Source organism: Planctobacterium sp. AWM4_229 (assembly GCF_056160305.1).
Genome location: NZ_JBSWWX010000004.1, coordinates 348028 through 373831, shown reverse-complemented (window position 1 = coordinate 373831; position 25804 = coordinate 348028). Strand labels below are relative to the sequence as shown.

Genomic DNA, 25804 nt, shown 5'->3' with positions numbered 1-25804 from the left:
GTAAACCACATGACTAATAAAAAACGCGCGGTCGTGATCTGTCCGGGTCGCGGCACTTACAACAAAGAAGAACTTGGCTATCTGGCTAAATACCACGGCGACAAACAAGCCATGATTGATGTGATTGATGCCGATAGAAAAGCCCGCAACCAGCTCTCCATTGCCGAATTGGATGCCGCTGAAAAGTACAACATGCGCCAACACACAGCCGGTGAAAACGCCTCATCGCTAATCTACGCTTGCGCTCGCGGAGACTTTTTGGATATCAATCGCGATGAGTACGACATCGTTGCCGTCACCGGTAACTCCATGGGCTGGTATATCGCCTGTGCGGTTGCGGGTGCTTTAAGTCACGAAAGTGGCGCTATGCTTATCAATACCATGGGATCTATGATGACCAATGGTTTGATAGGTGGCCAGGCGATTTACCCCATCGTCAACGATAACTGGCAACATTGCCCTGAACGTTTCGCTTTGGTTCTAAACGCCGTCGAAGTGATCAATCAGCAAGCAGAGTGCGAACTTTATGCATCTATTCTGCTGGGTGGTTACATGGTATTTGGCGGTAATGAAGCAGCGCTTAAGGCACTTGCTCAGCATCTACCGGAATTGGAGAATCGCTACCCGATGCGCTTATTCAATCATGCGGCCTTTCATACACCGATGATGAATGACATTGCCAACAAAGGGCAACAGCAGTTAAGTAAGAATCTGTTTGGCGCTCCTGACATTCCTTTGATCGATGGTGAAGGCACTATCTGGCAACCCCACAGTACAGAAGTTTCAGACTTATACGATTACACCTTGGGCACTCAGGTTCGGGAAACTTATAACTTCAGCAAAGCCATTGAGGTGAGTATCAAAGAGTTTGCGCCTGATGCTTTGATTATCACTGGACCGGGAGCCACATTAGGCGGAGCCTTAGCCCAAACGCTCATCACCCATAACTGGTACGATTTAACCGATAAGGCCAGCTTTATTGAAAGACAAAAAGCGGATCCGGTAATTTTAGCCATGGGCATGGAAGCGCAGCGAAAAATAGTCTGCTAATATTGTCTATAAATTCAGCAAGCACATGATTTTTGTTACAAAACGGTTTATTTTTTGTGGGAAGCATGTATTTTTAATAGCAGCTAAAGACTTACCAGGCTATAGTTGGAAGTCTTCCGCCACTGAGTGGCGAATGATGTGTCTACAATGATAATGATAGCGACACAAATCGTATCGAATGTATTTCCCAAATGAGCGGATACGGAGTAATTAAATGGCCAAGAAGCATAAAACAGTAGAAGACGAAGCTGATATCGACATGACACCCATGTTGGATATCGTATTCATCATGTTGATTTTCTTTATCGTAACAACCTCATTTGTGAAAGAGAAAGGCTTAGAGGTTCAGCGCCCTAAAGATAATCAACAGCAGAATCAAACTAAATCTGATGCGGTAAGCATACTGATCACCGAAACAGGTCAGATTTATATGAATAACCGCTTGGTAGATATCGAGCGTGTTAACGCTAACATTCAGAACTACCTGGCAGAAGTTGAGACCGATGTTGCAGTTGTTAAAGCAGCTAAAGGTGCACCACACGGTATCGTAGTACGCGTACTAGACCAGGCAGCCGAAGCTGGCATTGGTACTTTATCGGTGGCCGTTGACGGCGAATAAGATAAACAAATCTTGTGAAGAAGCTCCCAAATGGGGGCTTTTTTTATGTCTTAAATTCGAGACTTACCCGGAGCGCTGCTAAAGTTGGTACGACACAACTAAGGAGTCATTATGATTATTTTACGAAATCTGGTGTTGGTACTACTTTTAACGATGCTAGCTGGCTGTGCTGCCACTTCCTCGGAGGGTACAGTGGCCGAAAAACGGCAAAAAGTATTGCAAATGAAAGACCAGGTGATGACTCAGCTATTCAAAGAAAAACCTGACACGCGCAGCCAGATAAACTCTGCAGCAGGTTATGCCGTGTTTTCTAATGCCAATATCAACATCATCTTTGTGGCAGCTGGCGGCGGTTACGGTGTGGCTAAAAACATGCGGACAGGAGTTCATACCTATATGAATATGGCAGAAGGTGGTGTTGGACTGGGTTTTGGCGCTAAAGACTACCGCATCGTAATGGTGTTCCACAACGAGGGAGCTCTTAACCGCTTTATCGATTCTGGCTGGACCTTCGGTGGCAATGCTGATGCGGCAGCGAAAGCAGGCGATAAGGGCGGCTCAGTAGAAGGCGAAGCCTATTATGGTGATGTTACGGTTTACACTTTTACAGAGGCAGGTCTGGCTTTTCAGGCAACTATCAAGGGTACTAAATTCTGGGTGGATGGGGACTTAAACTAATCGGGGCTCTAAAAAACAAAAAGGCGACACGCCAGAATGGGGTCGCCTTGGATATTCATCAGAAACGCTATTACGAATCTAACTTACGAGCATTGGTGCTTTCAAAGATCTTATCAGCAGATGCTGCGACAAAACCTTGATACAGCTGACCATTTGACATGGGATAGCGCTGCGCAAATTCATAAAAACAGCTTGGGATAACACGCTCGATATCGCTGAATTTAACCGGTACTTTGTCGGCCATAGTGGAAGACTGTGCTAACAGCACCTCTTCGCCACCTTTGATCTCGCCACCAGAAGTGTTGAGTTCAAAGCCTGCATTTTTCAAGGTATCGTTGATGTCTACCAATTGATTTAAGGCATCAAGATGGTTAGAGCTTACCGTGAAATGATTGGCACGGAATCCCCACGCTGCCATCCAGGCCGCATATTCAGACTCTTGTAGCAGCGCGTCATATTGCTCACTACTAATTTGCCAATGGACACCAGAATAAACAAATCCTTCAGCCGCAACAGCTGCTTCATCAATTTGCTCCACCATGGATTGCACCGTGGCTTGTAACTGCTCGGAAAACTCCTCTACCAGTAATTCACTGATGAATACTTTAGGGCGATTAGCCTCTGGGTGCTCAAAGTGTTTAGCGCGCAACTTTTTCTGTTCAAAGGTGTATTGACCTTTTTCTTCGTAGCCCAAGTTGGTGAAGTGAGCCGAGATCTTATCCAGGTTCACTTTTTCCAGGTTAAAGGTACGCAACGCGATATGATCGTTAACAATTTCGCCATGCATGCCCAACAGATCATGGATTTTATGGGCAGAAGGGGTGATATTTATGTAGTCCTGCCAAAGGTTGGCAAATAGGGTATCGAGTTTATTCATAGTGGTTCTTAAACAACTTCCAAATCACAAACAACAAGAAAAGGCCCATCGCCGAAGCGATGGGCATAACTTTAGTAAAATGTATTTTAAATCAGACTTTTAGAATTTGAGACCTGGACTTAAGGTTCCAGGCATAGCGACTTTTTCTAATTCCACTGATGCTACCGGATAGGCACAATAGTCTGCAGCATAATAAGCGCTAGCGCGGTGATTACCGCTGTCACCAATACCACCGAAAGGTGCGGCACTGCTGGCCCCAGTGATAGGTCGGTTCCAGTTAACGATACCGGCGCGTATACGGCTAAAGAAGTGCTGATAATCCGCTTCACTATCCGCCAACAAGCCCGCAGACAAACCAAAGGAGGTATTGTTTGCATGGTCAATGGCAACGTCAAAATCATCATAGCGCACCACTTTGAGCAGTGGCCCGAAATGCTCTTCATCAGGCATAGTGTCGATAATCGAAGTAACATCAACAATACCCGGGGTAACAAAGCCACTGTCAGTATCAGTGTGAGTCAGTTCCACCAGGGAGGTAGCACCCAATTCCAATAACTGCTGTTGTGCTTGTACCATCATGCTAGCGGCTTGAGCAGACACCATGGCGCCCATGAAGGGCTGCTCAGCTGCGTCGTAATGACCCACGCTGATGTTACGCGTTACTTCAATCAAGCGCGCTAAAATGGCATCGCCTTGCGCACCGTTTTGTAAAAACAGTTTACGCGCACAAGTACAGCGCTGTCCGCTGGTGATAAAAGCAGACTGCACGATATCATGCACAACGGCATCAATATCTGTTACGTCTTTCACGATAAGCGGATTATTGCCACCCATTTCCAGCGCCAGAATCTTGCCCGGATGACCGGCAAATTGTTCGTGCAACAGCTTACCTGTACGGGAACTACCAGTGAAAAACAGGCCGTCGATACCATTGTGAGAAGCAAGCGCCTTGCCTGTCTCAACATGGCCCTGGATCAAGTTAACCACACCTGCAGGTAACCCTGCCTCTTGCCACAGTTTTACGGTTTCTTCCGCTACCATTGGCGTTAAATCACTGGGTTTGAATACCACAGTATTACCTGCCAATAAGGCCGGGATAATATGACCATTTGGCAAGTGACCGGGGAAGTTATACGGGCCAAACACCGCAACCACACCATGAGGTTTGTGGCGAATAAAGGCTTTGCCCAAAGGCATGGCATTTTCTACCGTACCGGTGCGCTCGTTGTAGGCTTTAATGGAAATCGCAGCTTTACCCATCATGGCGCCCACTTCTGTGGCAGTTTCCCATTCAGGCTTACCAGTTTCCATTGCGATCACTTTTGCCAGACGGGCTTTGTGCTCGCCTAACAAAGCGGCAAACTTTTCGACAATAGCGACACGCTCATCAAAACTCACGTGTTGCCAGCTCTGGAATGCATTGCGAGCTGCTGCGACAGCTGCATCTACCTGTGCACTGCTGGCAGCGCTGCCTTTCCAGATTTCCTGCTTTTTAGCCGGATCCACAGAATTCACTCCGTGGCCTTCACCAGCAACCCATTGGCCGCCAATGTAATGTATTTGTTCAGACATACTTATTCTCCTAAATGTATCGGAGCAAAACGAATGTGCTCACCTGCGCTCACGTTTAACGCCTTGGCTGCTTCAGGTGAGATTCGGGCAACGTCTTTTTCTTCATTGACTTTGACAGCTGTCATCACACCGCGGAAGTCTTTAACCTGGGTGTTGATAACGAAGTGACTGTCTTTTTCGCCACTCAAAGTGCTGTCAATTTCAATCGGTAAGTTGCGGCTGGCCTGCGCCGTGCGAATGTAATTAACATTCGCTTCTACAGTTGGACCGCCGTCAAAGATATCCACGTACCCGCCTTTGCTGAATCCTTCACTCAACAGCAAGTTAAGTGCCGGTTTGGTTTTTTCATGTACCTGACCGATAACGGCCTGTGCTTCTTTGCTCAGCAGATTCACATAAATGGGGTACTTGGGCATCAACTCAGCAATAAACACCTTCTGGCCGATGCCAGTGAGATAATCCGCAGTGGGGAAATCCATCGAGAAAAAGTGCTCTTCCAACCATTGCCAGAAAGGTGAGTTACCATCTTCATCGCTGACGCCACGCATTTCCGCAATTATAGTATCGGAAAAACGTTGACGGTGTTCCGCGATAAACAAAAAGCGAAACTTCGACAAGAAGCGTCCGTTGGCTCCTTTGCGGGCATCTTCACGCAAAAACAATGTACAGATTTCCGAAGCACCGGTGTAATCGTTACACAGAGTTAGCGTGCCCACTTCATTGCGGATGTTTAACTCTCTGGAAGCGTGGATGACCTTGCCCAAGTGATAGCAGTAGAAGGTATTGTCCATACCCACTGCTGCTTCAATGCCACTTGTGCCTAAAACACGCCCGGTTTCAGGATCTTCCATTACAAACAGATAATCTTCCACGCCAGGCTTGCTTACCTCTTTGGCAAAGGAAGCTTCGGCGTGTTCTATGCGCTTGCGAATAATTTCCTCGTTTACCGGTAATGACGTAAAACCAATACCGGACTCTTCGGCAATCTCATAGAGCGCCTGAAAATCATCTGAGGTAATAGGACGAATGATCACCATAGGACTTATTCCTGGCCGTTAACCACTGCAGCAACTGCTTGCTCAAAACGCGCCAATCCCTCTTTGATGTCTTCATCAGGGATCACTAACGATGGCGCAAAGCGCACAACGTTGGCACCGGCTACCAAACACATCAACTTAGTGTTAGTGGAGGCAACCAGGAAATCTCTGGCACGACCGGCATAATCTTCGTTCAGTGCACAACCCAACAACAACCCTTTACCACGGATTTCACTGAATACATGGTATTTGTCGTTAATGGCATTTAAGCCATCGCGGAACAATTGCTCTTTACGCTTAACGTTATCCAGTAATTCGCGGTCATTGATGATGTCGAAGACTTTTTCTGCTACCGCACAAGCCAGTGGGTTACCACCGTATGTACTACCATGAGTACCAGGCTTTAAGCTTTCAGCGATTTTTGCAGTAGTCAACATGGCCCCCACAGGGAAGCCGCCGCCTAATGCTTTAGCCGTAGTCAGGATATCAGGCGTTACACCCAAGCCCATGTAGGCATACAGCTCACCAGTGCGGCCTACACCTGATTGCACTTCGTCAAAAATCAACAATGCGTTGTGCTGATCACACAAAGCTCTGACGCCTTCAACAAACTCAGCAGTCGGAGAGATAATCCCGCCTTCACCTTGCAGAGGCTCCATCATTACTGCACAGGTTTTTTCGCTCATGATAGCTTTAAGGCTTTCAAGATCGTTATAAGTCGCGTGCTCAATGGCACCGGGCTTAGGGCCGAAACCATCAGAGTAAGCTGCCTGGCCACCCACAGTTACCGTGAAGAAAGTACGACCGTGGAAACCTTGTTTGAAAGAAATGATTTGGTCTTTGTGGTCACCGTGGTGATCTAACGCCCAGCGACGCGCCAATTTAAGTGCCGCTTCGTTCGCTTCCGCACCTGAGTTAGCGAAGTATACACGCTCAGCAAATGTGGCATCGGTTAGCTTTTTAGCTAAACGTATAGCGGGCTCGTTAGTAAACACGTTACTTAGGTGCCAAAGCTTCTCGCTCTGGTCTTTTAATGCAGCAACCATTTCCGGGTGACAATGTCCCAATGCGTTGACTGCAATCCCCCCAGCAAAATCGATGTACTCGTTGCCTTCCTGGTCCCAGACTTTTGAACCTTCACCACGCACAGGCACCATTGCTGCCGGGTTGTAATTAGGGACCATGACATCAGCAAACATTTCACGAGTCACATTCATATATTGCCTCCTGTAGAGTAATTCGGTAATACACCGTGAAAAAAGAGACAGCATTATTCCAGAAAAGCCGCCTGTTGTCTTCTCAATTACGGTGGTCAAACCTTTGTATTTAAAGGGCTACGCTAAAATTGCATAGAAACTGAATAAGTATGTGAAAGTTTCGATATAGAGTTACAAAAAACCATCAGAAACCGCCCATTCTGATACTTTAATGTACAACTGAGTCTTATATAGAACTGAATTCTTATTTTTTAGAATATTTTGCTATATAGAGAGAATTTGCTGAAAAATCGTCAATTTTCATCGCCGAATAGAGGTTAACCGACTCAATCCTCACCAAAGCTTAAGGCGATTTGGCGCATATCAACATCTTTCAACGCAGCAACTGCACCTTTTGGCATCCGGCAAGAAATCAGGTATTTCTTGGCATCTTCGATATTTAGCAATTTGTAGCTTCTGAGTACCCTGAATCGGGCATAACAGCGCCCCTGTTCCAGAACACGTCCAAGCGGTGAGCGTTCAATTAAAGGAGTTTTATCAGCCAGTTCTTGCATGCCCTGGAAAATGGGCACGCGTTTCATGCTCATGTGCTGGACGGCATTTGCAGCAATTTGATAAGACTGATTCCACATCATTGCCAACCAGACATCGGGATCGATCTTTACGTCTTGCAAGGCAAGGTGTTCTTCGCGCTTTTGCTCTTTATGGGCTTCCATCATGGCCTCTTGCTGCACATTGTCGAAAAACTTAAAGAACATTTTGGTGATGGCGATTTTACCTAGCTCATGGTACATGCCTGCCAGATAGGCATGAAAAGGATCCACCTTACCAAACTCAGCAATTTTTCTACAACTGATGCCAGTGGCAATGACCTGCTCCCACAGCTTTTGTTTAAAGGCCGGATATGGGTCGGTAACCTTAGGGATCCAACGTTGTACCGTCAGCATCGGGATCAATAGCTTCAGATTTTCAATACCGAAAAAGCTTAAAGTCATGCGTAACGTTTCAAAACGCACAACTTTGCCTAATCTATCTGTTTTTCGATATTTCGGACTGTTAGACAGGTCCATAAGCTCTTTAGTCAACCAGGGAATGGCGGCGATGGTGGGTTCTATCTTGGCAATCGAAGCGGCTTTAATGGCGAGGGCATCATAAACTGCAGCTAAACCATCATCCATGCCCAATACGTTTTGGCTTAAATCATCAATGTTATCTATTTTCTTTTGCATTCTGTCGCACACTTCCTCGTGTACGATGGTGCTGATGTTTTCCAGATAATGCAGTTTAGAGCGTTGATTCAACTCTTTATCACGCATGGCAATGCGCTCCACATCCAACAACTTGCGTCTGGAATTGTGCTGCTCAGAATGCTCAGCTTTGACCTTGCCTTCCACCTCGATGCCAGCTGCCTCTTGTCCGGTCTGTAAGCCCATTAGCAAGTGGTAATATCGATTATCTATGTCTGTGCGAATGTCTTGCGCGTCGCTCATTCCGTTTCTCAGTATCTGCTATAAAGTGTTGTAACAAAGAAGCCTGCTTGGCTCACTATCTTGCAGCCCGGTGTCTATACCGCCCGCGATAAGTTAAGTATATTCTGTAAAATCCGATGGCCATGTTCAGTCAAATGCGACTCAGGATGAAACTGAACGCCCCACAATGGTAACTTTTTGTGAGCAATGGCCATCACTTCCGGAGCGACAGAACCAGAAGTACAGACAACAGCACTCACTTCAAATTCTTCCGGTATGGTTTTTTCACTTACTACCAATGAATGATAGCGGGTAACTGCAAACTTTTCAGGTACTCCACAAAACATTTGATGTCCGCTATGAGTAACTTCTGAAACTTTGCCATGCATCACTTTCGATGCCCGGCCTACCTGACACCCAAAAGCCTGTGCGATCACCTGATGTCCGAGACAAACACCAAAAATGGGAACACTCCCAGCCAATTCATTTACCAAGGACAACGAGATTCCGGCCTCATCTGGAGAACAAGGCCCTGGTGAGATCACAATCAAATCAGGATTTGAATTTCGTACCTCAGCCACATTTGTCTGATTATTGCGCACGACTTCTACCTGACAATCCAGCTCTTCAAAATAGCGCGCTAAATTAAAAGTAAAAGAATCAAAATTATCCAGCAGCAGAATTCGCATATCAGGGTATCAGGCCAACAAAACTGCGGAATTAAACAGGTTTAAGAGTATAAAATCAAGCCTCGAAGGAATACATTCTATAGATTTAGCGAATATGTGTAACAGGTATTCACAGTTTGCTTAAAAAGCTTGTCCGTTAACAGATTCATACAAAATTCCTTATCTTATTCTCGCAATGTATTTGCATCGTGCTCAAGTCTCCATCTAGAATCTCACGTGCCACATTAGGTTATTTTTTAAACAGGGAAGTTTATGACTCTACAAGCCAGACTGGTTTCTGCTATTGCGTTAATTGTTTTTGTTGCACTACTCACCAACGTCACAATTAACTCAAGCCTTTCAATCGCTGAGATGAACGAAGCGTTATTGCATCAATATCAGAAGGACTTAGTCTCAAAACGCTCGCTCGTTAAAGGGGAAGTAGAAAATTACTTCCACACTATCGAGGGGCAATTGACCGCATTGGCAACCAATAAAACGGTGATAGAGGCCAGTCGTGCATTTAATTCAGCCTTTGAAGCCTATTCCAGCGAACAAACATTTGACAATCAAATCGCTAGCAAAGTGAGTAATTACTATCAGAATCAGTTCCTGGCTGAATATCAGCGCCAAAATAAGGATAGCGCCAATACTGCAGCTATGCTCGGCGGCTTAAGCGAAAACGCACTACTTTTACAACATGACTTTATCGTGCAAAACCCCAACCCATTAGGTAACAAAGACCGCCTGTTTGAGCTAAACAACGGCACTCAATATGCCGAAGCACATGCCACTTACCATGAAACCTTCAAAGTATTTTTGGAGACCTTTGCTTACTACGATGTATTCATTGTTGATGCCCAAACAGGCAACCTGGTATACAGCGTATTTAAGGAGTTGGACTTTGCCACTAATTTGCGCAGCGGGCCCTATGCGCAAAGCGGTATCGCTGAGGCTTTTAACAAAGCGGTGAATCTTCAACCCGGACAAACCTGGTTAACCGATTTCAAGGCTTATCTGCCCTCTTATAATAACCCTGCCAGTTTCATAGCCACCCCGGTGTACGATGAAGGTACTGTCTCGACAGTGCTAATCTTTCAAATGCCCATCAGTCGATTGAATGACATCATGACCCATGAACAAAAATGGCAGGATAGCGGTTTTGGTGACAGTGGCGAAATATATTTAATCGGTGAAGATCAGACATTGAGAAACGAAAGTCGCTTTTGGGTGGAAGATCCCAAAGGTTATCTTAGTGTTTTAAAAACTCGCGGGATGAGTAATATTGCCAGCGAGATTGAACTTAAAAATACCAGTATTGCGCAGCAATCTGTTAATACCTCTGGCGCCAATAAGGCGCTTAGAGGGCAAAGTGGATTCGAAATAATTGAAGATTATCGCGGAGTGAAGGTGCTTTCGGCCTATGCAGCTGTTGAAGTAGGATCTTACACTTGGGGCATCCTGGCAGAAATCGACGAGGAGGAAGCCTTCGCCCCCACTTATGAACTCACAGCAAAAATATGGGGCTACAGCACTCTGGTCACCGCACTGATGATCGCCGCCAGCGTCGCTCTCACCTTTTACTTGGCAAAAATGCTCATCAAACCACTGCTGAAAATCAGTAATGAGTTTCAAGCCTTGACTTCAGAAGATGCCAATCTGACCACTCGCATCCCTGAATCGGGTATTCCTGAAATAGATCGTATAGCCAATGGTTTTAACCAGTTCATTGAACAGATCCGTAAAATTATCAGCATTGTGAAACAAAGTGCTGAAATGATTTCATCTGCGAGTACTGAATTAAGCGCCACTACGGAACAAACCAATCAAGCTGCGCAGAGTCAGCAGCATGACGCCGAAGAAGTCACCTTGTCTATTCAGCAATTTAATCAAGCGATTCAGGAAGTCTCCGAAAATTCCGTGGTCGCCGCCAACAGCACTTCTGAAGCGAAACAAAATACCGAAAAAAATTCTCAAAGAGCGGCCCAAACCAGTGGAAACATAGGACTTCTGGTACAGGAAGTCACTCAATCTGCCAATACCCTGCAAACATTGCAAACTGAAGTGGAAAATATCAATGAAGTATTGGTTGTCATTAACAGCATTGCGGATCAAACCAATTTGTTGGCCCTTAATGCTGCAATAGAAGCGGCAAGAGCTGGCGAACACGGTCGCGGTTTTGCTGTGGTGGCCGATGAGGTGCGCAATTTGGCTTCCCGTACTCAGGAAAGTACGGTGGAAATTCAGGGCAAAATCGCACAATTAACCACAGTTGCCAATAACGCAGTCGAATCCATGGGCAGGGCCTCTGATTCTGCCGAAGAGGGTATTGAACTGGTGGAAAGTGTTAATCAATCACTGCAACAGCTCAACCAACAAATTACCCAATTGGCTTCGGTGAATTCTGCGGTGGCTTCTGCCAGCGAGCAACAAAAGTACACCTGTGACGAAATCAATCGCAATGTCGAGCACGTTAGAGAATCATCAACTGAACTATGTCAGGCATCCGATGAAATTGCCCGTTCAGCTGTAGGTCTTGCCGAAATTGCGGCTGACCTGCAGCAAGAAGTGGGACGATTCCGTACTTAGCAATCCCTAATTACAGAGTCGCTTTGCGTTTTTCTTCGCCCAAGCGGCTAAAAACACTGAGCCAATATACATGGTGACGCCATAGACACCGGCGGAAGTGGCAAATGCCGGGCTGGATAAGAAGGTGATGGCAATGAGTATGGCCATCGATGCGTTTTGCACCCCCACCTCAATACCCAAAGTCACCCTTTCCCTGAACGCTAATCCGCTTAGGTGAGCCAATAATATCCCGGTGCCAATGGCGGCAAAATTTAAAATGACGGTGGCCCAAAAAACTTTGTCAAAGGAACTCATTAGCATGTCGCGTTCCTGGATCACGATAGCAATGATCAGCACTATCATGAAAATCAGTGATATTTTGCGAAAAACCCCCTCAATGGATAACGCCCTTTGCTCCCAACGAGAACGAAACCATATACCCGCCAAGACCGGTGCCAGCGTTAACACCATCAGGCCAATCGAAGTTTTTAACAATGAGAAGGATTGTGCTTCAGCACTGCTGAATTGCAGGATGGCAAACTGAATAATCCAGGGCGTGGTAAAGACACAAATCACGGTGGTCACGGCAGTCAATGATACTGACAAAGCCAAATTGGCTCTTGCCAGATGACTGATCACATTAGAAGTGGTGCCACCGGGACAGGCAGCCAGGATCATTAATCCAATGGCCAACTCTTCAGACAAATTAAATAAAATGGCAACGGCGAAGGCCAACGCTGGCAATAATAAAATTTGCCCAATCAAGCCCACCAATATTGGTTTGGGCGTGCGCCACAAGCGAGCGAAGTCGGCTTTGGTGAGACTCAGCCCCATCCCGAACATAATTACCGCCAAGATTAGCGGCAGTAATACCTGTGTTAAGACTGAGTCTTGCATTGTTCACCTGTTATTCTCTTTTTTGAACTACCCTCACCTGTATGGTGCAGTATGTCAAATGCTTTACTGTTGCAAAGCTTTAGCGCTTTAATATTTAAAACTATCGTCCTGAGCTTGAACGATTTGATATAGAGGTTGGAAGTTCCCCCAGGTTACCAAATCGTTGGCATTCATGGCTCGCGTTTTTACGGCAATTTCATGCGGAATGGGTTTTAGCGCACCTGCGGCTTGCGCCAATAGCTGGCTTTCGCAGCAGCTGTCCATCAAAACAAAGTTTGCCGCCGCGGCATCAACGGATTTACCAACGGTGAGTAGCCCATGGTTTTGCAATATAACCGCCAAATTATCAGCAAGTGCCTCCGCGATGAGATCCCCCTCATCCAAACCCGCCACAACACCGGTAAAGTGATCAAACAAACCGTGATTTTCATAGAACATACAGGCATCTTGTGAGATAGGTGCCAGTTTTTGGCCTAGTGCCGAAAAGGCTCTGCCATTGCGAGTATGGGCGTGAGCAACCGCATTAACATCGGGCCGCGCCATGTGAATACGAGAGTGGATGGCAAACGCGGCGTTGTTGATGGCGTGCTTTCCTTCGAGTATTTCCCCCTGATGGCTCACTCGTACCAGGTCGCTGGCTTTTATATGGCGAAAGTGTACCGCCAATGGGTTCACCCAGAAGGTATCTTTTTCCAAGGCATCACGCACTGTAATGTGGCCAGCCAGCCCTTCGTCAAACCCCTGCAGTGCAAATACTCGAAAGGCCGCTGCCAAACGCACTTTATCGTACTCCCGCTGTTGTACAGGATCATCAAATACTGGCGGCTGTGGCACAACGTATTGCTCCGCGCCAATAGTCATATTTTCGATTGTGGTTTGATTTCCAGACATTACATACTCCGCTCAATTTTTAAACTGATTGGATTTTAAACGCCATAAAGATAAACTCAAATGATGAATATTTATCGCCACCCATTAATCTTATGCATAGTATTGATTATAATCTGTTCCATGTTTTGCTGACCATTTATCAACAAGGTTCGGTGAGCAAGGCCGCGGATAAACTGCATCTGACGCAACCGGCAGTGAGCCATGCTTTGGCCCGATTGCGGGAACACTTTAATGACAGGTTATTCGAGCGCCACGGACGCCAGATGATCGCCACCGAATACTGTCAGAGCATCATTGCCGATGTAGAGAGTGGCTTGCACACCCTGCAAAACACACTCATGGCTAACACTCAGTGGCAACCGGGCAAGCGACCACGCACCTTTAATATTGCGGTGCGCGATATTCTGGAAGCCCTTTACTTTCCGGCCCTGGTGGCCAGGCTGCAACAACTCGCCCCACAAATTCGCCTGCGCAATCACAGCATTGAGCCAAAATACCTTGCCTCAGCGCTAAACAATGGGGAGATTGACCTGGCATTGGATTCACTTATCGCCATACCGGGCAACATAAATAATCAGCTACTTGGAAAGAATAAGTTTGTTTTGTTATGCCGCAAAGGCCATGCAATCACGAGGCAATGTGACCTCGAAAGTTATCAGAAATGGCCGCATGTGGTAGCTGCTTTGAAGGACTCAGATATTAACCTGGTAGATAATGCCCTCACGGCAGCGAACTTAAAACGGGATGTGGTACTGCGCTGTGAAAACTTCTATGGTGCCGTGCAAGTGGTATGCAATACGGATTTGATCATGACCGCACCGGAAACCGCAGCGCGTCAGTTTGCGACTCATCTGCCACTGACGATTTTACCGTTGCCATTGCAGCTGCCTCAAATCAGCATTCATCTCTACTGGTGGCAAGCGGCGGAACTGGATCCCGCCGTGATGTGGTTAAAAAACGAAATTACAGTGCTTGCAGAAGACCTGACTAAGGACGCTTGATAAAGCCCACGGCATCGTACACTTTTGCCAGGGTTTCAGCGGCTCTGGCAGAAGCACGCTCAGCACCACTTTTCATTATGGCATCAAGAGCAGCTCGGTCTTCCCGCAAGGCTTTGAATTTTTCCTGAATTGGCTCCACCAGCGCCACAACGGCATCAGCAACATCTGTTTTGAGATGGCCGTACATTTTATCTTCGTATTCCGGTACCAAATCCGCCACAGAGCGTCCTGTAGACAAAGATAACAAGGTCAACAGATTAGAAACGCCGGGCTTTTCAGCCACGTCAAAATAAATACGAGCTTGCTCGTCTGAATCGGTGACTGCGCGTTTTATTTTTTTCGCCAGCTTTTTAGGCTCTTCTAATAAACCAATATAGTTATTGGGATTATCATCCGACTTGGACATTTTTTTGGTGGGCTCCTGAAGGCTCATAATGCGCGCACCAAATTCAGGAATATATGGGTCTGGTAGTGTAAACAGATCACCGTATAAATTATTCATACGAGTGGCGATGTCTCGAGTGAGCTCCAGGTGCTGTTTTTGATCTTCGCCTACCGGGACTTTATTCGCCTGATACAGCAAAATGTCTGCGGCTTGTAGTGCCGGATAGCTATACAAGCCTACGTTGATATTATTGACGTTCTTCGCTGACTTATCTTTGAACTGGGTCATGCGATTCAACTCACCCATTTGAGCGTAGCAGTTCATGATCCAGGCCAGTTGGGCGTGCTCCGGCACATGCGACTGCATAAACAAGGTGCTTTTAACGGGATCAATACCACAGGCAACATATAGCGCTAAACCATCAAGACAGGCTTCATAAAGCTGTTTAGGATCCTGACGCACGGTGATGGCGTGCAAGTCTACCAACATATAAAGGCAGTCGTGATCTTCCTGCATGCTCACCCACTGTTTTAAGGCGCCCATATAATTGCCGATAGTCAATTGCCCGGAAGGTTGGCAGCCGCTTAATACAATGGGTTTACTACTCATCAGAAACTCTCTTTTTAAATACAATTACTATTTACTGTTTACCTGCGCCAACTCGCTGCGCATGGCGTCGATTACCTGCTGATAATCTGGTTGATTAAAAATCGCTGAGCCAGCGACGAACATATCTGCCCCGGCTTCTGCTATGGCGCGAATATTATCGACTTTCACGCCGCCGTCAATTTCTATTCGGGTCTCCAACCCTTGCTCATGAATTAGATGTTTTAGATCGCGAAGCTTGTCCAGGGTTTTCGGGATAAAGGCCTGTCCACCAAAACCGGGATTTACTGACATTAATAATACGAAATCCAGCTTGTAAATAACATAGTCCAGAACGGAAAGTGGGGTCGCGGGATTCAATACCAAGCCAGCTTTGCAGCCTTTGTCTTTAATCAATTGAATACTGCGATCAACATGCTCGCTTGCCTCGGGATGAAAACTGATATAACTGGCGCCCGCATCCGCAAACTGCTCAATAAGGGCATCCACTGGTTTCACCATCAAATGCACGTCGATATCTGCAGTAATGCCATAATCCCGCAAGGCCTTACACACTGCCGGTCCAAATGTCAGGTTGGGCACATAGTGATTATCCATCACATCAAAGTGGATCACATCCGCTCCCGCTGCTACTACCCGAGCAACATCGTCACCCAGGCGTGCCAGGTCAGCAGATAAGATAGAAGGGGCAATCAGGAATTTCTGCGAATCAAACATCTTTCACTCTCAATCAAGCAATAATCCAGGCGCACAAAATACCAGTTCCCCCCCCATAAGGCTAAGCCTTATTTTGGTGCGATTGCGCTAATTTTGTGCACAGTCCGAATAATCCAGGCGGCGTTTACTGGCATCCTGAAAAACACCCGGATAAATAAAAACCAAATATAACTATATTTTTCAGATACTTAAGAAGCACTTAAAACTTCCTTAAAGGGATAAAATAAACGGGCATCAGTTTTGCTCTAGTTAGGCCAGCACACTACAAAAAACGGAGAAACACACATGAAATTAACTAAAACTAGCGCCGCAATCGCTTTTGCCGTTGCCGCCTGCACATTCTCGCAAGCCTCTTATGCCGAAGTTAGCGCCAATGTTGGTTTGGTATCTGAGTACCACTTCCGCGGTATTCAGCAAACTTCTTCTGCCTCAGCAAGTGCCGGACTTGATTACGAAGAGGGTGGTTTTTACCTGGGTACTTGGGTAGCAGACGTTGAAGACGGTCTGGAAATCGATTTTTATGGCGGTTACGGTTTTGATATCAGCGAAGATGTATCTGCCAGTATCGGCGTAACTACATACCAGTACACGGGTGACTTCGATTCAGCTTACAACGAACTGAACCTTGGCTTAGGTTGGGGCATGCTGTCTATTGAATATACAATTGGTGATTGGGAAGATGACGCAGACCTTGGCATTGCTGGCGGCGACTACACCTTCCTGGGCCTAACTTTAGAGCACGAAGGTTTCTACGGTACTTTCGGTACCTTTGGTGACGAAGCAGACGGGGAATACTTTGAAGTAGGCTATGGCACAGAGATCGGCGGTTTTGATGCTGGCATCTCTATGGTGTTTGCTGACAGTGACCTGGGTGGCGGTGAAAGCGATGAAACCATCCTGTTCAGCATCGGCAAATCTTTCTCACTGTAAATAAAGATTCACTCAGAAGCACGGATGCTTCAACTTATATACCCAAACTACCTCAAGATACTCGACTTCAGCGGGAGGATAAAAGGATTTAGGCAAGGTAAATTGGAGATGGCATGGTTGTTCTCACGTCGATACAATTTAACGCCGCACAAATGCTTTTAGGCCCCGCCTTTCGGGAGCTTCACGGCGCTTCCATTACTGTGTTGCACTTGTTTGAAAGGTAGCCGACATTCCTTCTCAAGTGCGCCTTGTACTGAAAGCGCCGTGAAAGCTCTGAAGCAGGCATCTTGAGGTGGTTTGGGTATATATGTCTGCCGGGCTCTGTAGGGTGAGCCTGTCGGATATATCTCGGCGGCTATGCAGGATGCATGGCCGCCTGCTCCTGTTGCTGCGAACTGTCGCCACCGCTCAAATTGCGACGAATACCTACAAAATGACCTCTGCCTATCCTATTCAGGTAAAATTCATACCAGCCGAATATTATTAAATTGCTGCTTATCTGTGCTTCATAGCTTGAAAAATATGAACTTTTGTTACTGAAGTTGTCCAAACTCAGGATGTTAACTCACGGCCAAATATCACGCTTTGTATGCTAAACAAGCGTATTGCTGAGATAAACGACAGATTTTTAACGACCAACTTCCTCTTATCTTTGTCAGACAGGACGTATAATGAAACAAAGTGTTGCAACCAGGATTGAGAATATGCTCTCCACAAGAAATCAAAAAATGTTAGTACTGAGTACAGCATTAGTGGCTATGCTCTCCTTCGCTGGTGAACTGGAAGATGACAGCCTGCAATTCTGCAGTTGCCCCGCCGACAGCACTTTTGACAAATCATTGCCCATGAGTCATCCGGTCAATCGCTGTGCCAAACAGCAAGCGTCCGGTGTCAGTTGGGTGTCCTGGTTCTCAGGTAGCAGTGCCAGCAAGCAGTTCCACTATCTGGATTTGTTGGAGCTGTTGACAAGAGTCACCGATAGCGGTCAGGATAACAGCACAGCCAGCTAATCGGGACTATCCTGATGTCTCAGCCAACCAAGACGCCCTCGGAATCGCATCCACCACAGCCAGCATCCTTGTGGCAAGTGATAAAAAGCGTATCAGCCAGCATGTTCGGCGTGCAGAGTTTTAAAAATCACCACAGTGATTTTCAGCAACCCTCGTTTGTGCCTTATTTAATTGTGGGTATTGGCTTTGTAGCGCTTTTTGTTGCCGCCCTCATCGCGCTCGTTTCTCTGATTCTACCCGCTTGAATTGACACTCGACGCTGATATTTGATTTTCCAGCACTTATCTACAACACTCAGTTCAGTGAGTGTTGATTTTTCATCCAGCCCTTTTGCTAACCATGAAGCTCCACACTCACTGGCGAGATATTTAAAGCTTAAGGCGAAAATGAATTATGAATAGAGTTACACGGCATTGTATTGGAGGATTAATCTTTTGTTGTTTCGCTGGTGAATTATTGGCTGAAAATCTCTGGTCAGACTTCAGTATAACCGCCCTTAGAGGCAATGATTATGAACTGGGTGACAGCAACCGGACAGTGTTAACCCTGGAGCACGCTTCTGGTAATACTTGGGGTGACAGCTTCCTTTTTGTTGACCGACTAGAGTCAGATGATGGTTTCACCGAAACCTATGCAGAGCTCACTTTGCGCTATCAACTCAAGCAATTTGAACAAACCCCTATCGGTGCAATTTATCTGGCTGGCTCTAGTGAAATTGGCGACGGTTTTACTAATTTTCTCTATGGCATTGGACTGGATCTAAAAATTTCTGCTTTTGATTATCTGCAAACCAACTTGTATATACGGAACAATGAATTTGCCGACAACAGCGAGCAGCTGACGGTAGTCTTCGGATTGCCGCTAGGTAAGCTCTATTTCGATGGCTTTATTGATTTCGCCTCCAGCACTCAGGATGACTTTGGCAATGTTCTGAAAAGTCATCTTAACTTTACGTCACAGCTTAAATACGACCTGGCGCCGCATTTCTCCATTGAAAAAAGCAAGCTGTATGTCGGTATCGAATATGTTTATTGGACTAATAAGTTTGGCATCGAAGGCATCGATGAAAAAAACCTCAATTTGCTAACAAAGTGGCACTTTTAAGCGCAATGCAAACTGCTACTCAGAGGACTAACTAACATGTTGTTAAAGCATCAAGTATACGCCAGTTTAATTGCTGCCGCGATACTGCCCATTCTCATATCATCGCTGTTTGTGTCTTCGGGGTTGAGGGAACAGGCAAATCAAAAACTCAGTGAAACAGAGTTGCCTACGGCAATGCGAGAGGTAAGAAACGCCATAGAACTAGAGCTGGCACCACCTGTGATTCTGTCTCAAAGCATCGCCCAAAACCACCTGGTGCTGCAATGGATAGCTCAAGGTGAACCTGAATCATTTCGAAAAAACATTGTGTACTACCTGACAGATATTAAACAAAGAAACGATGCCATCTCAGCTTACGTAGTTCTGAAAGAATCGCGAAACTATTACAACCATCAAGGATTATCCCGAACCCTATCCCCATCGCAAGATCAGTGGTTTTACTCGTTCATTAATTCAAATCGCCAATTCGAACTGAGTTTTGATATCGACCAGGCAACTCAAGTACCGGTAGTCTTTATCAATTACGCAATTGTCCAAAACGGCCAGCGTATTGGTATTGCTGGGATCGGGAAGTCTCTCGCAGACATGACGGAGATCATTAAAAACTATTCAATAGCTCAGTCAGGTTTGGTGTATCTCATTGATGAGCAAGGTGAAATCAAATTACACCGGAACAAGAATGAGATAGGCAACAAAATCAGCTTACCAAAGTCTATCAGTCAAGGTTACAGTACAATTGAACAAGATGGCCAAAGCTTTGCTACAGCTCGTGTGCCCTTGAATTCGATAGATTGGCAATTGGTTGGGGAGATCCCCAAGGCAGAGCTTTATAAAAGTATTGATGAAGCAATCTATAAAATCTTCTTCATCGCAATCATCGTCGCAATAGCCGCATTTTTTATCGTCAGAATTATTGCTGAAAAAATATTTCGCCCTTTGGATAAGATCACCGATGCCATTACGGGGCTTACGGAAAGAGAAGGTGACCTCACCGTTCGTCTGCCAGAACATACAGGGAATGAACTAGGACTGCTGGCGGGGGAAATTAATAAATTCATTGCCAGATTACATATGATGTTTAGCGCAGTATCAGACAGCGCAAAAGAAATCGCCAAGGTAGCCGACTCGGTTAATCAAACTTCAAGCAAGGCCACTTTGGTTTCGAAAAATCAAAGCAGCAGTACCCAAACCGTAGCAGCTGCAATAAATCAAATGGAAGCGACGGTAGGCCAAATATCCCAAAACGCCAAGCAGGCATCAGGATTTGCTTCAGACGCTCAAAAAGAGCTCACTATCGGCAACAAAGATGCGCAAAAATCTATTCAGGAAATGACAACGCTCTCTTCATCAATGGAAAATGCCGTAACCAGTGTCAAAGAATTATCTGAGGAAATTGCGTCGATAACCCATGTTTTGGAAGTCATCAGAGGCATTTCAGAGCAAACCAACCTATTGGCATTGAACGCTGCAATAGAAGCAGCCAGAGCAGGTGAACAGGGGCGTGGCTTTGCTGTCGTTGCGGACGAAGTGAGAAGTCTGGCCAAGAGGACCTCTGAGTCCACTGAAGAGATCAATGAAATGGTTGGCCGCCTGAACTCCAAAGCCTCCATGTCTGTTTCCGCAATTGAAAATGGCCGAGAATCCACCAAAACCAATGTTGAACTGGTGAACAATTCTGGCCGCAAAATGATGGATGCCTTCGATGTTGTTGGTGAGATAAGTCAAATTAATGAACAGGTGGCTCATGCCACCAGTGAGCAGCAAATTGCAACAGCAGAAATTAATAGTAACGTCGTTACTATTTCCAATGACGCACTGGAAACCCAAGAGTTAATGGAAAATGCGCAAAGTGCCATTCAAGAATTGCATGCTCTGACATCAAAACTAAGCGACTTGATTGCGAAATTTAAACTATAAGGCGCCTGGCTTGTATAAAGCCAATAGTTCCGCTACTTTCTTTCGCCCATCTCCTTTGGGGCTGATAAAGCGCGCAACAGAGAGTTTGCGTAACCTGGCAGAAGCATAAATCTTGCGAGTAAAAGGCGTATCGTGATTACTAATCAAAACAAAACGCCCGTGTGTTTGACTCACATCGCTGGCCAATTGCGCCAGCTCTTCTTGCAAAGCCAAGCTAAATCCCTGTTTAGCATACGAGGTAAAATAAGCCGTTTCAGACACTGGTGCGTAAGGCGGATCGCAATAAATGACTGAGCCCTCAGGCGCATTGAGCATAACTTGCTGGAACGGTAAACAACTGAATGTAGCTCTTGCGGATTTTTGTGCAAATAACACTAATTCTTTGCGCGGGAAATAAGGGGCTTTATAACGCCCAAATGGCACATTAAATTTGCCGGAGAGGTTATAACGACAAAGCCCATTGTAGCCGTGACGATTAAGGTACAAAAACAACACTGCCCGCTGAAACACATCGATGCTGTGGTTAAACTGCTCTCGTATCTGGTAGTAAACCTTCTCCTGGTTGTATTCCGGCGTAAAATATCGCTCAGCTTCAGCAATATAGGACTGGCTATCCGTTTGCAAAATTTTATACAGGTTGATCAGATCTTCGTTGATGTCATTAAGATGATAGCTTTCGTAGTCAGTATTGAGAAACACTGATCCCGCACCAACAAAGGGCTCCACCAACACACTTGCTTTGGGTAATTCTTTGTTTATGCGCTCAATGAGGTTGTATTTGCCACCAGCCCACTTCAAAAAGGCGCGGTGTTTAGATTGCGGCATGCTGTTATTATTATCTGACCTGAAAAACTGAACGCTGAGATTGTACCTGACTGATAAAAAATTACAGCTAATTCACACTGGCAATTTCATTGCGTACTTGGGCAAGCGTCTTGGCAAAAGGCTCCGTGCCGGGAAATTGTGTCGAAAAGTTCTGTGCCGCGACTCTGGCAGCATCCAGACTGATGTAATTTTGGTTGTGCACCACCACAAACCAATCACCACCATAGCGACGGGTTTTGTAAACCCACACATCATTGAGCAAACGATTGTCCACTAAGTATTCTTGCAACAGCGACTCACTGCTAATCCCCGATATCTGCAGTACAAAACTGTTTTGCGGTAGCTCTAACAATAGGGGTTCGTGATATTGGTAGCTGGTGGTTTGTTCGGCTACCAACGCATTATCGGTTGTTTCAGTGGCATTTTCAGTGACAACGTCAGACACGGTATTAACTTCAGCCCCGATGTTAGCCTCCACCCCGGCATTATTCTCTGATGGTACGGTTGCCTGCGCTTCTGTTTGAGCAGTACCATCCGCGCTTACCAAAGGCTGTGCCACAATGTCTTCCACGGGGTAATCGTTAACTTCACCACGACGGGTGTCCAGAGTTAAGGGCTGCTGTGAATTACTAGTATCCGGTGTAATCACCGGGTTTATTGCACTCTCAGTGTTTGAAGCGTCAGATGTTACACTTTGCTGACTCACTATCTCAGTAGCTGCCTCTTGCTCAGATTGTGAAGCTTGATCAATGGAGTCTAGCGTGGCATTTTGCTCACTTGCGGCATTCAGAATTACGGGTTCGCTGGCGATAGTTTGTGGTTGCTCAGCCCTGTCTACTTGATTTTTCGTAACAGGTGAGGTCATTACTTCCAGGGTGGCTAGCGCATCCATTACGGAAGCCGATAGCGCCTCATCCTGAGCGACTGCACCATTTCGATTAAGGGTGCTTTCTTGTGCCAGTGCACTGACATCAGTATTAATCCCATTGGTCGCCAATTCGGCAGGTGCCTCTGTGGCGCTTTCAGTATCAGTCACATTATTAGTGCTTGTGGGGCTAATAGTTCCGGTATCTCTTAGCTGTTTTAACTGCTCTGCACTGATATCGGCAATAAACTCCGACGTAGGTGAGTCGGCACTTTGTTTGCTAAAAGTAGCAACATTAACATCACTTTCAAGTCTTGATTCTGTCGCTGAATTTTGCGACTGGTTGCTGTTTTCAATGCGTTCCATAGCATCGCTAAAGTTCATGGCGACACGTTGATTATCCAGAGATTCCGCACTCTCTGGCTCTGCTTCTAATTCTAATTCAGCGGGCTGTCTCGCAGTTTCAGGAGCGGAATTACTCTGAAACAAAAACTGTGTAAATTCCTTAACCGCAGCAGATGTGACATCAAAATATTGCCAAATCAATAAAGAAGAGAAACTGGCTAAAAACACCAGAGCCAAGGCCAGTTTTACCCACCAGATTTTAAGCGGTGACTGTCTCTTCACAGGACTGTTGGCACGGCTTTTCATACGCTCCTGAAACAAAGCCCGACGGTTGGCGATCAGCTCATCCAGGTCGCCTTCGATTTCCGTTTCTTCATCGTATTCAAGGGTTTGTGTAGTGAGTAATACAGGTTTATCGTTATTGTTAGTAGGTAACCATGATTTCACGTCTTCCGCCCAATAGTGTTCGCCAAACATCAAGATATTAATTTGCTCACCATTGCGGGCGAAGCGATTTTGCAGTACCAGGTCCCAAAGCTCTCGCAACACATCCTCAGGAATATTCTCAGCGGCAGTGATAGCAATCAGTATCGGCTCACCTTTGTCCGCTCTGGCGGCAAAAGCCTGTACCAAAGAGTGACCCTTGTTGAGACGAATTTGCAACTGCTCGCAAAGCTGCTGTAGGTAATAATGACCATTTTTTCCGCGTCGTGCGTTGATAAAGGCCACATTTGCCCGTTGACTTTGCTGCCCTAAAAACGCCTCCACGAAACCTTGTTGCACCGCCACATCTTCGCCGGTGATAAACACCATTTGCGATGAGTGCGCCACCAGATATTCCAACCGCTGGGAAATATCAGTGTATTCGGTTAACAAGGTTGAATGTTGCATTTCGGGTTTATTTACCTTCAAAGTCTAATCAAGTTCTTACTGCTATTTTAAAATACTTTTTAATAGCCCATTATCAATGTCTGAGGTCACCACCGCTTTGCCAATCCCTTGGGGAATAATAAAGCGAATCTGACCAGCTTCGACTTTTTTATCGTGCTGCATGTGCGCCATAAACTGTTGGAAACCCATGTCTTTCGGTGCCTCCACAGGAAGGTCAAACGCCTCGTGTAAACTGCGAATGCGACTGACTTCTGACGCTGTCAACCAGCCTTTTTGCTGTGCAACCATTGAAGCAATTATGGTGCCAGCTGAAACTGCTTCTCCGTGTAACCAATTGCCATAGCCCTGCTCTGCTTCTATGGCATGACCAAAAGTATGGCCGAGATTAAGTAAAGCGCGTAATCCTTTTTCTCGCTCGTCTTGGGCGACAATTTCTGCTTTTATTTCACAGCAACGATAAATCATTTTTTGAATGGCATCAGTTTGCAAAGCTTTAATGGCTTGCTGCTGCGACTCTAACCACCGGAAAAATACGGCATCATAGATAATACCGTATTTGATGACCTCAGCCATACCCGCTGAAAACTCTCGTGGCGGTAACGTGGTTAAAGTTTGAGTATCGATGATCACGGTTTGCGGCTGATAAAACGCACCAATCATATTCTTGCCTAAAGCATGATTTACTGCGGTTTTACCACCAACACTGGAATCCACTTGTGACAACAAGGTAGTTGGCATCTGGATAAACGGAATGCCGCGCTGATAACTGGCGGCAACATACCCCGTCAGATCACCAATAACACCACCGCCTAGCGCCAGTAAAGTGGCATCTCGAGCAGCGTGATTTTGCAATAGCTCGCCAATCACTTGCTCCATGGTGTGTAGTGTTTTGTATTCTTCACCATCGGGAACCTGAATAAACACCAAATCGACATCAGCAAGTGCAGAGCGCAATTTTTCAGCCCACAGGTCATAAACCACAGGATTAGTCACCACAAACAGGCGATTGGTTTTCAGGTGTTTTTTAATGAGTTCTGGTTGAGAAAGTGGATTCTCAGAAATGATAATGGGGTAGCTTCGCACCCCCAACTCAACTGTTAAGGTCGACATGCGCGCTCCCCCCAAAGGATATTTAGTTACAGACCAATTTTACTTATAATGGCATTCGCCACAGCTCTGGCGCTTTGGTCGTCTGTTTGAACTGTATAATCGGCAATTTCTTCGTACAGTGGATTGCGCTCTCCCGCTAATCCCTTCAATACTTGCTCCGGATCGTTATTTTGCAACAGTGGACGACGCTTATCTCTTTGCGTACGAGCCACTTGCTTGTCTATAGTCGTTTCCAGATACACAACAATGCCCCTGGCTGACAATCTGTTGCGCACAGAATTGCGCACGATAGAGCCACCGCCAGTAGCGAGTACAATGCCTTGTTTTTCGGTTAAATCAGTGATGACAGACTCTTCTCTATCGCGAAAACCTTCTTCGCCTTCAATATCAAATACCCAGGAAATGTCCGCACCAGTGCGTTTTTCTATTTCCTGATCAGAGTCAAAAAATTCTAAGTGTAATTCGTCTGCCAGATGTCTGCCAATGGTGCTCTTACCAGCCCCCATCGGCCCTATTAAAAAAATGTTTCTTTTTTCGGCCATTTTATCTACGTCA

General features: G+C 46.0%; 24 protein-coding genes. 10 read left to right on the top strand and 14 right to left on the bottom strand.

Annotated features, from left to right (window positions below; all coding sequences use genetic code 11):
* Window positions 1-9 precede the first annotated feature (9 nt).
* The 3 genes from ACXAGP_RS10940 to ACXAGP_RS10930 all read left to right on the top strand — a co-directional run bounded on the left by ACXAGP_RS10940 (window position 10) and on the right by ACXAGP_RS10930 (window position 2347).
* Window positions 10-1050, top strand: coding sequence for an ACP S-malonyltransferase (locus ACXAGP_RS10940; protein WP_475261374.1), 1041 nt, complete (start codon window positions 10-12; stop codon window positions 1048-1050).
* Between the two features lie 214 nt (window positions 1051-1264).
* Window positions 1265-1669, top strand: coding sequence for an ExbD/TolR family protein (locus ACXAGP_RS10935; RefSeq protein ID WP_475261373.1), 405 nt, complete (start codon window positions 1265-1267; stop codon window positions 1667-1669).
* A 111-nt stretch (window positions 1670-1780) separates the two neighbouring features.
* On the top strand, window positions 1781-2347 hold the full coding sequence (locus ACXAGP_RS10930) for a lipid-binding SYLF domain-containing protein (RefSeq protein WP_475261372.1): 567 nt from the start codon (window positions 1781-1783) through the stop codon (window positions 2345-2347).
* A 70-nt stretch (window positions 2348-2417) separates the two neighbouring features.
* Here the strand turns inward: ACXAGP_RS10930 and ACXAGP_RS10925 are convergent, their stop codons facing one another.
* The 6 genes from ACXAGP_RS10925 to ACXAGP_RS10900 form a co-directional block, all read right to left on the bottom strand.
* Window positions 2418-3224 carry a 2-oxoadipate dioxygenase/decarboxylase family protein gene (locus tag ACXAGP_RS10925; RefSeq protein ID WP_475261371.1) on the bottom strand — a complete coding sequence of 269 codons (807 nt, stop codon included), beginning with the start codon at window positions 3222-3224 and terminating at the stop codon, window positions 2418-2420.
* Window positions 3225-3323: 99 nt separating this feature from the next.
* A complete protein-coding gene (gene astD / locus ACXAGP_RS10920; RefSeq protein ID WP_475261370.1) occupies window positions 3324-4796 on the bottom strand; it encodes a succinylglutamate-semialdehyde dehydrogenase in 1473 nt (490 codons plus the stop codon).
* A gap of 2 nt (window positions 4797-4798) precedes the next feature.
* Window positions 4799-5833 carry an arginine N-succinyltransferase gene (gene astA / locus ACXAGP_RS10915; RefSeq protein ID WP_475261369.1) on the bottom strand — a complete coding sequence of 345 codons (1035 nt, stop codon included), beginning with the start codon at window positions 5831-5833 and terminating at the stop codon, window positions 4799-4801.
* A gap of 5 nt (window positions 5834-5838) precedes the next feature.
* Window positions 5839-7050, bottom strand: a complete 1212-nt coding sequence (locus ACXAGP_RS10910; protein WP_475261368.1) for an aspartate aminotransferase family protein — start codon at window positions 7048-7050, stop codon at window positions 5839-5841.
* A gap of 326 nt (window positions 7051-7376) precedes the next feature.
* Window positions 7377-8540, bottom strand: a complete 1164-nt coding sequence (locus ACXAGP_RS10905) for an HDOD domain-containing protein (RefSeq protein WP_475261367.1) — start codon at window positions 8538-8540, stop codon at window positions 7377-7379.
* A gap of 74 nt (window positions 8541-8614) precedes the next feature.
* Window positions 8615-9208 carry an anthranilate synthase component II gene (locus ACXAGP_RS10900; protein WP_475261366.1) on the bottom strand — a complete coding sequence of 198 codons (594 nt, stop codon included), beginning with the start codon at window positions 9206-9208 and terminating at the stop codon, window positions 8615-8617.
* A 252-nt stretch (window positions 9209-9460) separates the two neighbouring features.
* On the opposite strand from ACXAGP_RS10900, the gene ACXAGP_RS10895 reads away from it, so the two are divergent.
* Window positions 9461-11776 carry a methyl-accepting chemotaxis protein gene (locus tag ACXAGP_RS10895; protein ID WP_475261365.1) on the top strand — a complete coding sequence of 772 codons (2316 nt, stop codon included), beginning with the start codon at window positions 9461-9463 and terminating at the stop codon, window positions 11774-11776.
* Between the two features lie 6 nt (window positions 11777-11782).
* On the opposite strand, the gene ACXAGP_RS10890 is transcribed toward ACXAGP_RS10895, so the two are convergent.
* Both ACXAGP_RS10890 and ACXAGP_RS10885 read right to left on the bottom strand, forming a co-directional pair.
* A complete protein-coding gene (locus ACXAGP_RS10890; protein WP_475261364.1) occupies window positions 11783-12652 on the bottom strand; it encodes a bile acid:sodium symporter family protein in 870 nt (289 codons plus the stop codon).
* An 87-nt stretch (window positions 12653-12739) separates the two neighbouring features.
* Window positions 12740-13543 (bottom strand): class II aldolase/adducin family protein, encoded by an 804-nt coding sequence (locus tag ACXAGP_RS10885; protein WP_475261363.1) that lies wholly within the window; start codon window positions 13541-13543, stop codon window positions 12740-12742.
* 92 nt (window positions 13544-13635) lie between these two features.
* Between ACXAGP_RS10885 and ACXAGP_RS10880 the strand changes: the two genes are divergently transcribed.
* Window positions 13636-14544 (top strand): LysR family transcriptional regulator, encoded by a 909-nt coding sequence (locus ACXAGP_RS10880; protein WP_475261362.1) that lies wholly within the window; start codon window positions 13636-13638, stop codon window positions 14542-14544.
* On the opposite strand, the gene trpS is transcribed toward ACXAGP_RS10880, so the two are convergent.
* Together trpS and rpe are read right to left on the bottom strand one after the other, a co-directional pair.
* Window positions 14531-15538 (bottom strand): tryptophan--tRNA ligase, encoded by a 1008-nt coding sequence (gene trpS / locus ACXAGP_RS10875; protein ID WP_475261361.1) that lies wholly within the window; start codon window positions 15536-15538, stop codon window positions 14531-14533. The genes ACXAGP_RS10880 and trpS overlap by 14 nt on opposite strands.
* A gap of 27 nt (window positions 15539-15565) precedes the next feature.
* Complete coding sequence (gene rpe / locus ACXAGP_RS10870) at window positions 15566-16252, bottom strand: ribulose-phosphate 3-epimerase (RefSeq protein ID WP_475261360.1); 687 nt, start codon at window positions 16250-16252, stop codon at window positions 15566-15568.
* A 285-nt stretch (window positions 16253-16537) separates the two neighbouring features.
* Here rpe and ACXAGP_RS10865 point away from each other — a divergent pair, with 285 nt between their 5' ends.
* The 5 genes from ACXAGP_RS10865 to ACXAGP_RS10845 all read left to right on the top strand — a co-directional run bounded on the left by ACXAGP_RS10865 (window position 16538) and on the right by ACXAGP_RS10845 (window position 21213).
* Entirely contained in the window at window positions 16538-17182 is a 645-nt protein-coding gene (locus ACXAGP_RS10865) for a TorF family putative porin (protein WP_475261359.1), read from the top strand.
* Between the two features lie 671 nt (window positions 17183-17853).
* On the top strand, window positions 17854-18192 hold the full coding sequence (locus ACXAGP_RS10860; protein ID WP_475261358.1) for a hypothetical protein: 339 nt from the start codon (window positions 17854-17856) through the stop codon (window positions 18190-18192).
* A 14-nt stretch (window positions 18193-18206) separates the two neighbouring features.
* A complete protein-coding gene (locus ACXAGP_RS10855) occupies window positions 18207-18437 on the top strand; it encodes a DUF2970 domain-containing protein (protein ID WP_475261357.1) in 231 nt (76 codons plus the stop codon).
* Between the two features lie 148 nt (window positions 18438-18585).
* A complete protein-coding gene (locus ACXAGP_RS10850; RefSeq protein WP_475261355.1) occupies window positions 18586-19296 on the top strand; it encodes a nucleoside-binding protein in 711 nt (236 codons plus the stop codon).
* Window positions 19297-19332: 36 nt separating this feature from the next.
* The gene (locus ACXAGP_RS10845) at window positions 19333-21213 is read left to right on the top strand and encodes a methyl-accepting chemotaxis protein (RefSeq protein WP_475261354.1); all 1881 of its coding nucleotides are present in this window, start codon (window positions 19333-19335) and stop codon (window positions 21211-21213) included.
* Here the strand turns inward: ACXAGP_RS10845 and ACXAGP_RS10840 are convergent.
* The 4 genes from ACXAGP_RS10840 to aroK all read right to left on the bottom strand — a co-directional run bounded on the left by ACXAGP_RS10840 (window position 21208) and on the right by aroK (window position 25791).
* Window positions 21208-22038, bottom strand: a complete 831-nt coding sequence (locus ACXAGP_RS10840; protein WP_475261353.1) for a Dam family site-specific DNA-(adenine-N6)-methyltransferase — start codon at window positions 22036-22038, stop codon at window positions 21208-21210. The genes ACXAGP_RS10845 and ACXAGP_RS10840 overlap by 6 nt on opposite strands.
* 67 nt (window positions 22039-22105) lie before the next feature.
* Window positions 22106-24139 (bottom strand): hypothetical protein, encoded by a 2034-nt coding sequence (locus tag ACXAGP_RS10835; RefSeq protein ID WP_475261352.1) that lies wholly within the window; start codon window positions 24137-24139, stop codon window positions 22106-22108.
* A 42-nt stretch (window positions 24140-24181) separates the two neighbouring features.
* Window positions 24182-25249, bottom strand: coding sequence for a 3-dehydroquinate synthase (gene aroB / locus ACXAGP_RS10830; protein WP_475261351.1), 1068 nt, complete (start codon window positions 25247-25249; stop codon window positions 24182-24184).
* Between the two features lie 26 nt (window positions 25250-25275).
* Window positions 25276-25791, bottom strand: coding sequence for a shikimate kinase AroK (aroK, locus tag ACXAGP_RS10825; protein ID WP_338294293.1), 516 nt, complete (start codon window positions 25789-25791; stop codon window positions 25276-25278).
* Window positions 25792-25804: the final 13 nt, after the last annotated feature.

Bases quoted from the DNA above. Each gene is read 5' to 3' on its own strand.
- astA (WP_475261369.1), bottom strand. From the start codon at position 5,833: ATGGTGATCATTCGTCCTATTACCTCAGATGATTTTCAGGCGCTCTAT.
- ACXAGP_RS10890 (WP_475261364.1), bottom strand. From the start codon at position 12,652: ATGCAAGACTCAGTCTTAACACAGGTATTACTGCCGCTAATCTTGGCG.
- rpe (WP_475261360.1), bottom strand. From the start codon at position 16,252: ATGTTTGATTCGCAGAAATTCCTGATTGCCCCTTCTATCTTATCTGCT.
- ACXAGP_RS10895 (WP_475261365.1), top strand. From the start codon at position 9,461: ATGACTCTACAAGCCAGACTGGTTTCTGCTATTGCGTTAATTGTTTTT.
- ACXAGP_RS10845 (WP_475261354.1), top strand. From the start codon at position 19,333: ATGTTGTTAAAGCATCAAGTATACGCCAGTTTAATTGCTGCCGCGATA.
- trpS (WP_475261361.1), bottom strand. From the start codon at position 15,538: ATGAGTAGTAAACCCATTGTATTAAGCGGCTGCCAACCTTCCGGGCAA.
- ACXAGP_RS10925 (WP_475261371.1), bottom strand. From the start codon at position 3,224: ATGAATAAACTCGATACCCTATTTGCCAACCTTTGGCAGGACTACATA.
- ACXAGP_RS10885 (WP_475261363.1), bottom strand. From the start codon at position 13,543: ATGTCTGGAAATCAAACCACAATCGAAAATATGACTATTGGCGCGGAG.
- ACXAGP_RS10900 (WP_475261366.1), bottom strand. From the start codon at position 9,208: ATGCGAATTCTGCTGCTGGATAATTTTGATTCTTTTACTTTTAATTTA.
- ACXAGP_RS10840 (WP_475261353.1), bottom strand. From the start codon at position 22,038: ATGCCGCAATCTAAACACCGCGCCTTTTTGAAGTGGGCTGGTGGCAAA.
- aroB (WP_475261351.1), bottom strand. From the start codon at position 25,249: ATGTCGACCTTAACAGTTGAGTTGGGGGTGCGAAGCTACCCCATTATC.
- astD (WP_475261370.1), bottom strand. From the start codon at position 4,796: ATGTCTGAACAAATACATTACATTGGCGGCCAATGGGTTGCTGGTGAA.
- ACXAGP_RS10835 (WP_475261352.1), bottom strand. From the start codon at position 24,139: ATGCAACATTCAACCTTGTTAACCGAATACACTGATATTTCCCAGCGG.
- ACXAGP_RS10910 (WP_475261368.1), bottom strand. From the start codon at position 7,050: ATGAATGTGACTCGTGAAATGTTTGCTGATGTCATGGTCCCTAATTAC.
- ACXAGP_RS10905 (WP_475261367.1), bottom strand. From the start codon at position 8,540: ATGAGCGACGCGCAAGACATTCGCACAGACATAGATAATCGATATTAC.
- ACXAGP_RS10940 (WP_475261374.1), top strand. From the start codon at position 10: ATGACTAATAAAAAACGCGCGGTCGTGATCTGTCCGGGTCGCGGCACT.
- ACXAGP_RS10865 (WP_475261359.1), top strand. From the start codon at position 16,538: ATGAAATTAACTAAAACTAGCGCCGCAATCGCTTTTGCCGTTGCCGCC.
- aroK (WP_338294293.1), bottom strand. From the start codon at position 25,791: ATGGCCGAAAAAAGAAACATTTTTTTAATAGGGCCGATGGGGGCTGGT.
- ACXAGP_RS10930 (WP_475261372.1), top strand. From the start codon at position 1,781: ATGATTATTTTACGAAATCTGGTGTTGGTACTACTTTTAACGATGCTA.
- ACXAGP_RS10850 (WP_475261355.1), top strand. From the start codon at position 18,586: ATGAATAGAGTTACACGGCATTGTATTGGAGGATTAATCTTTTGTTGT.
- ACXAGP_RS10860 (WP_475261358.1), top strand. From the start codon at position 17,854: ATGAAACAAAGTGTTGCAACCAGGATTGAGAATATGCTCTCCACAAGA.
- ACXAGP_RS10855 (WP_475261357.1), top strand. From the start codon at position 18,207: ATGTCTCAGCCAACCAAGACGCCCTCGGAATCGCATCCACCACAGCCA.
- ACXAGP_RS10935 (WP_475261373.1), top strand. From the start codon at position 1,265: ATGGCCAAGAAGCATAAAACAGTAGAAGACGAAGCTGATATCGACATG.
- ACXAGP_RS10880 (WP_475261362.1), top strand. From the start codon at position 13,636: ATGCATAGTATTGATTATAATCTGTTCCATGTTTTGCTGACCATTTAT.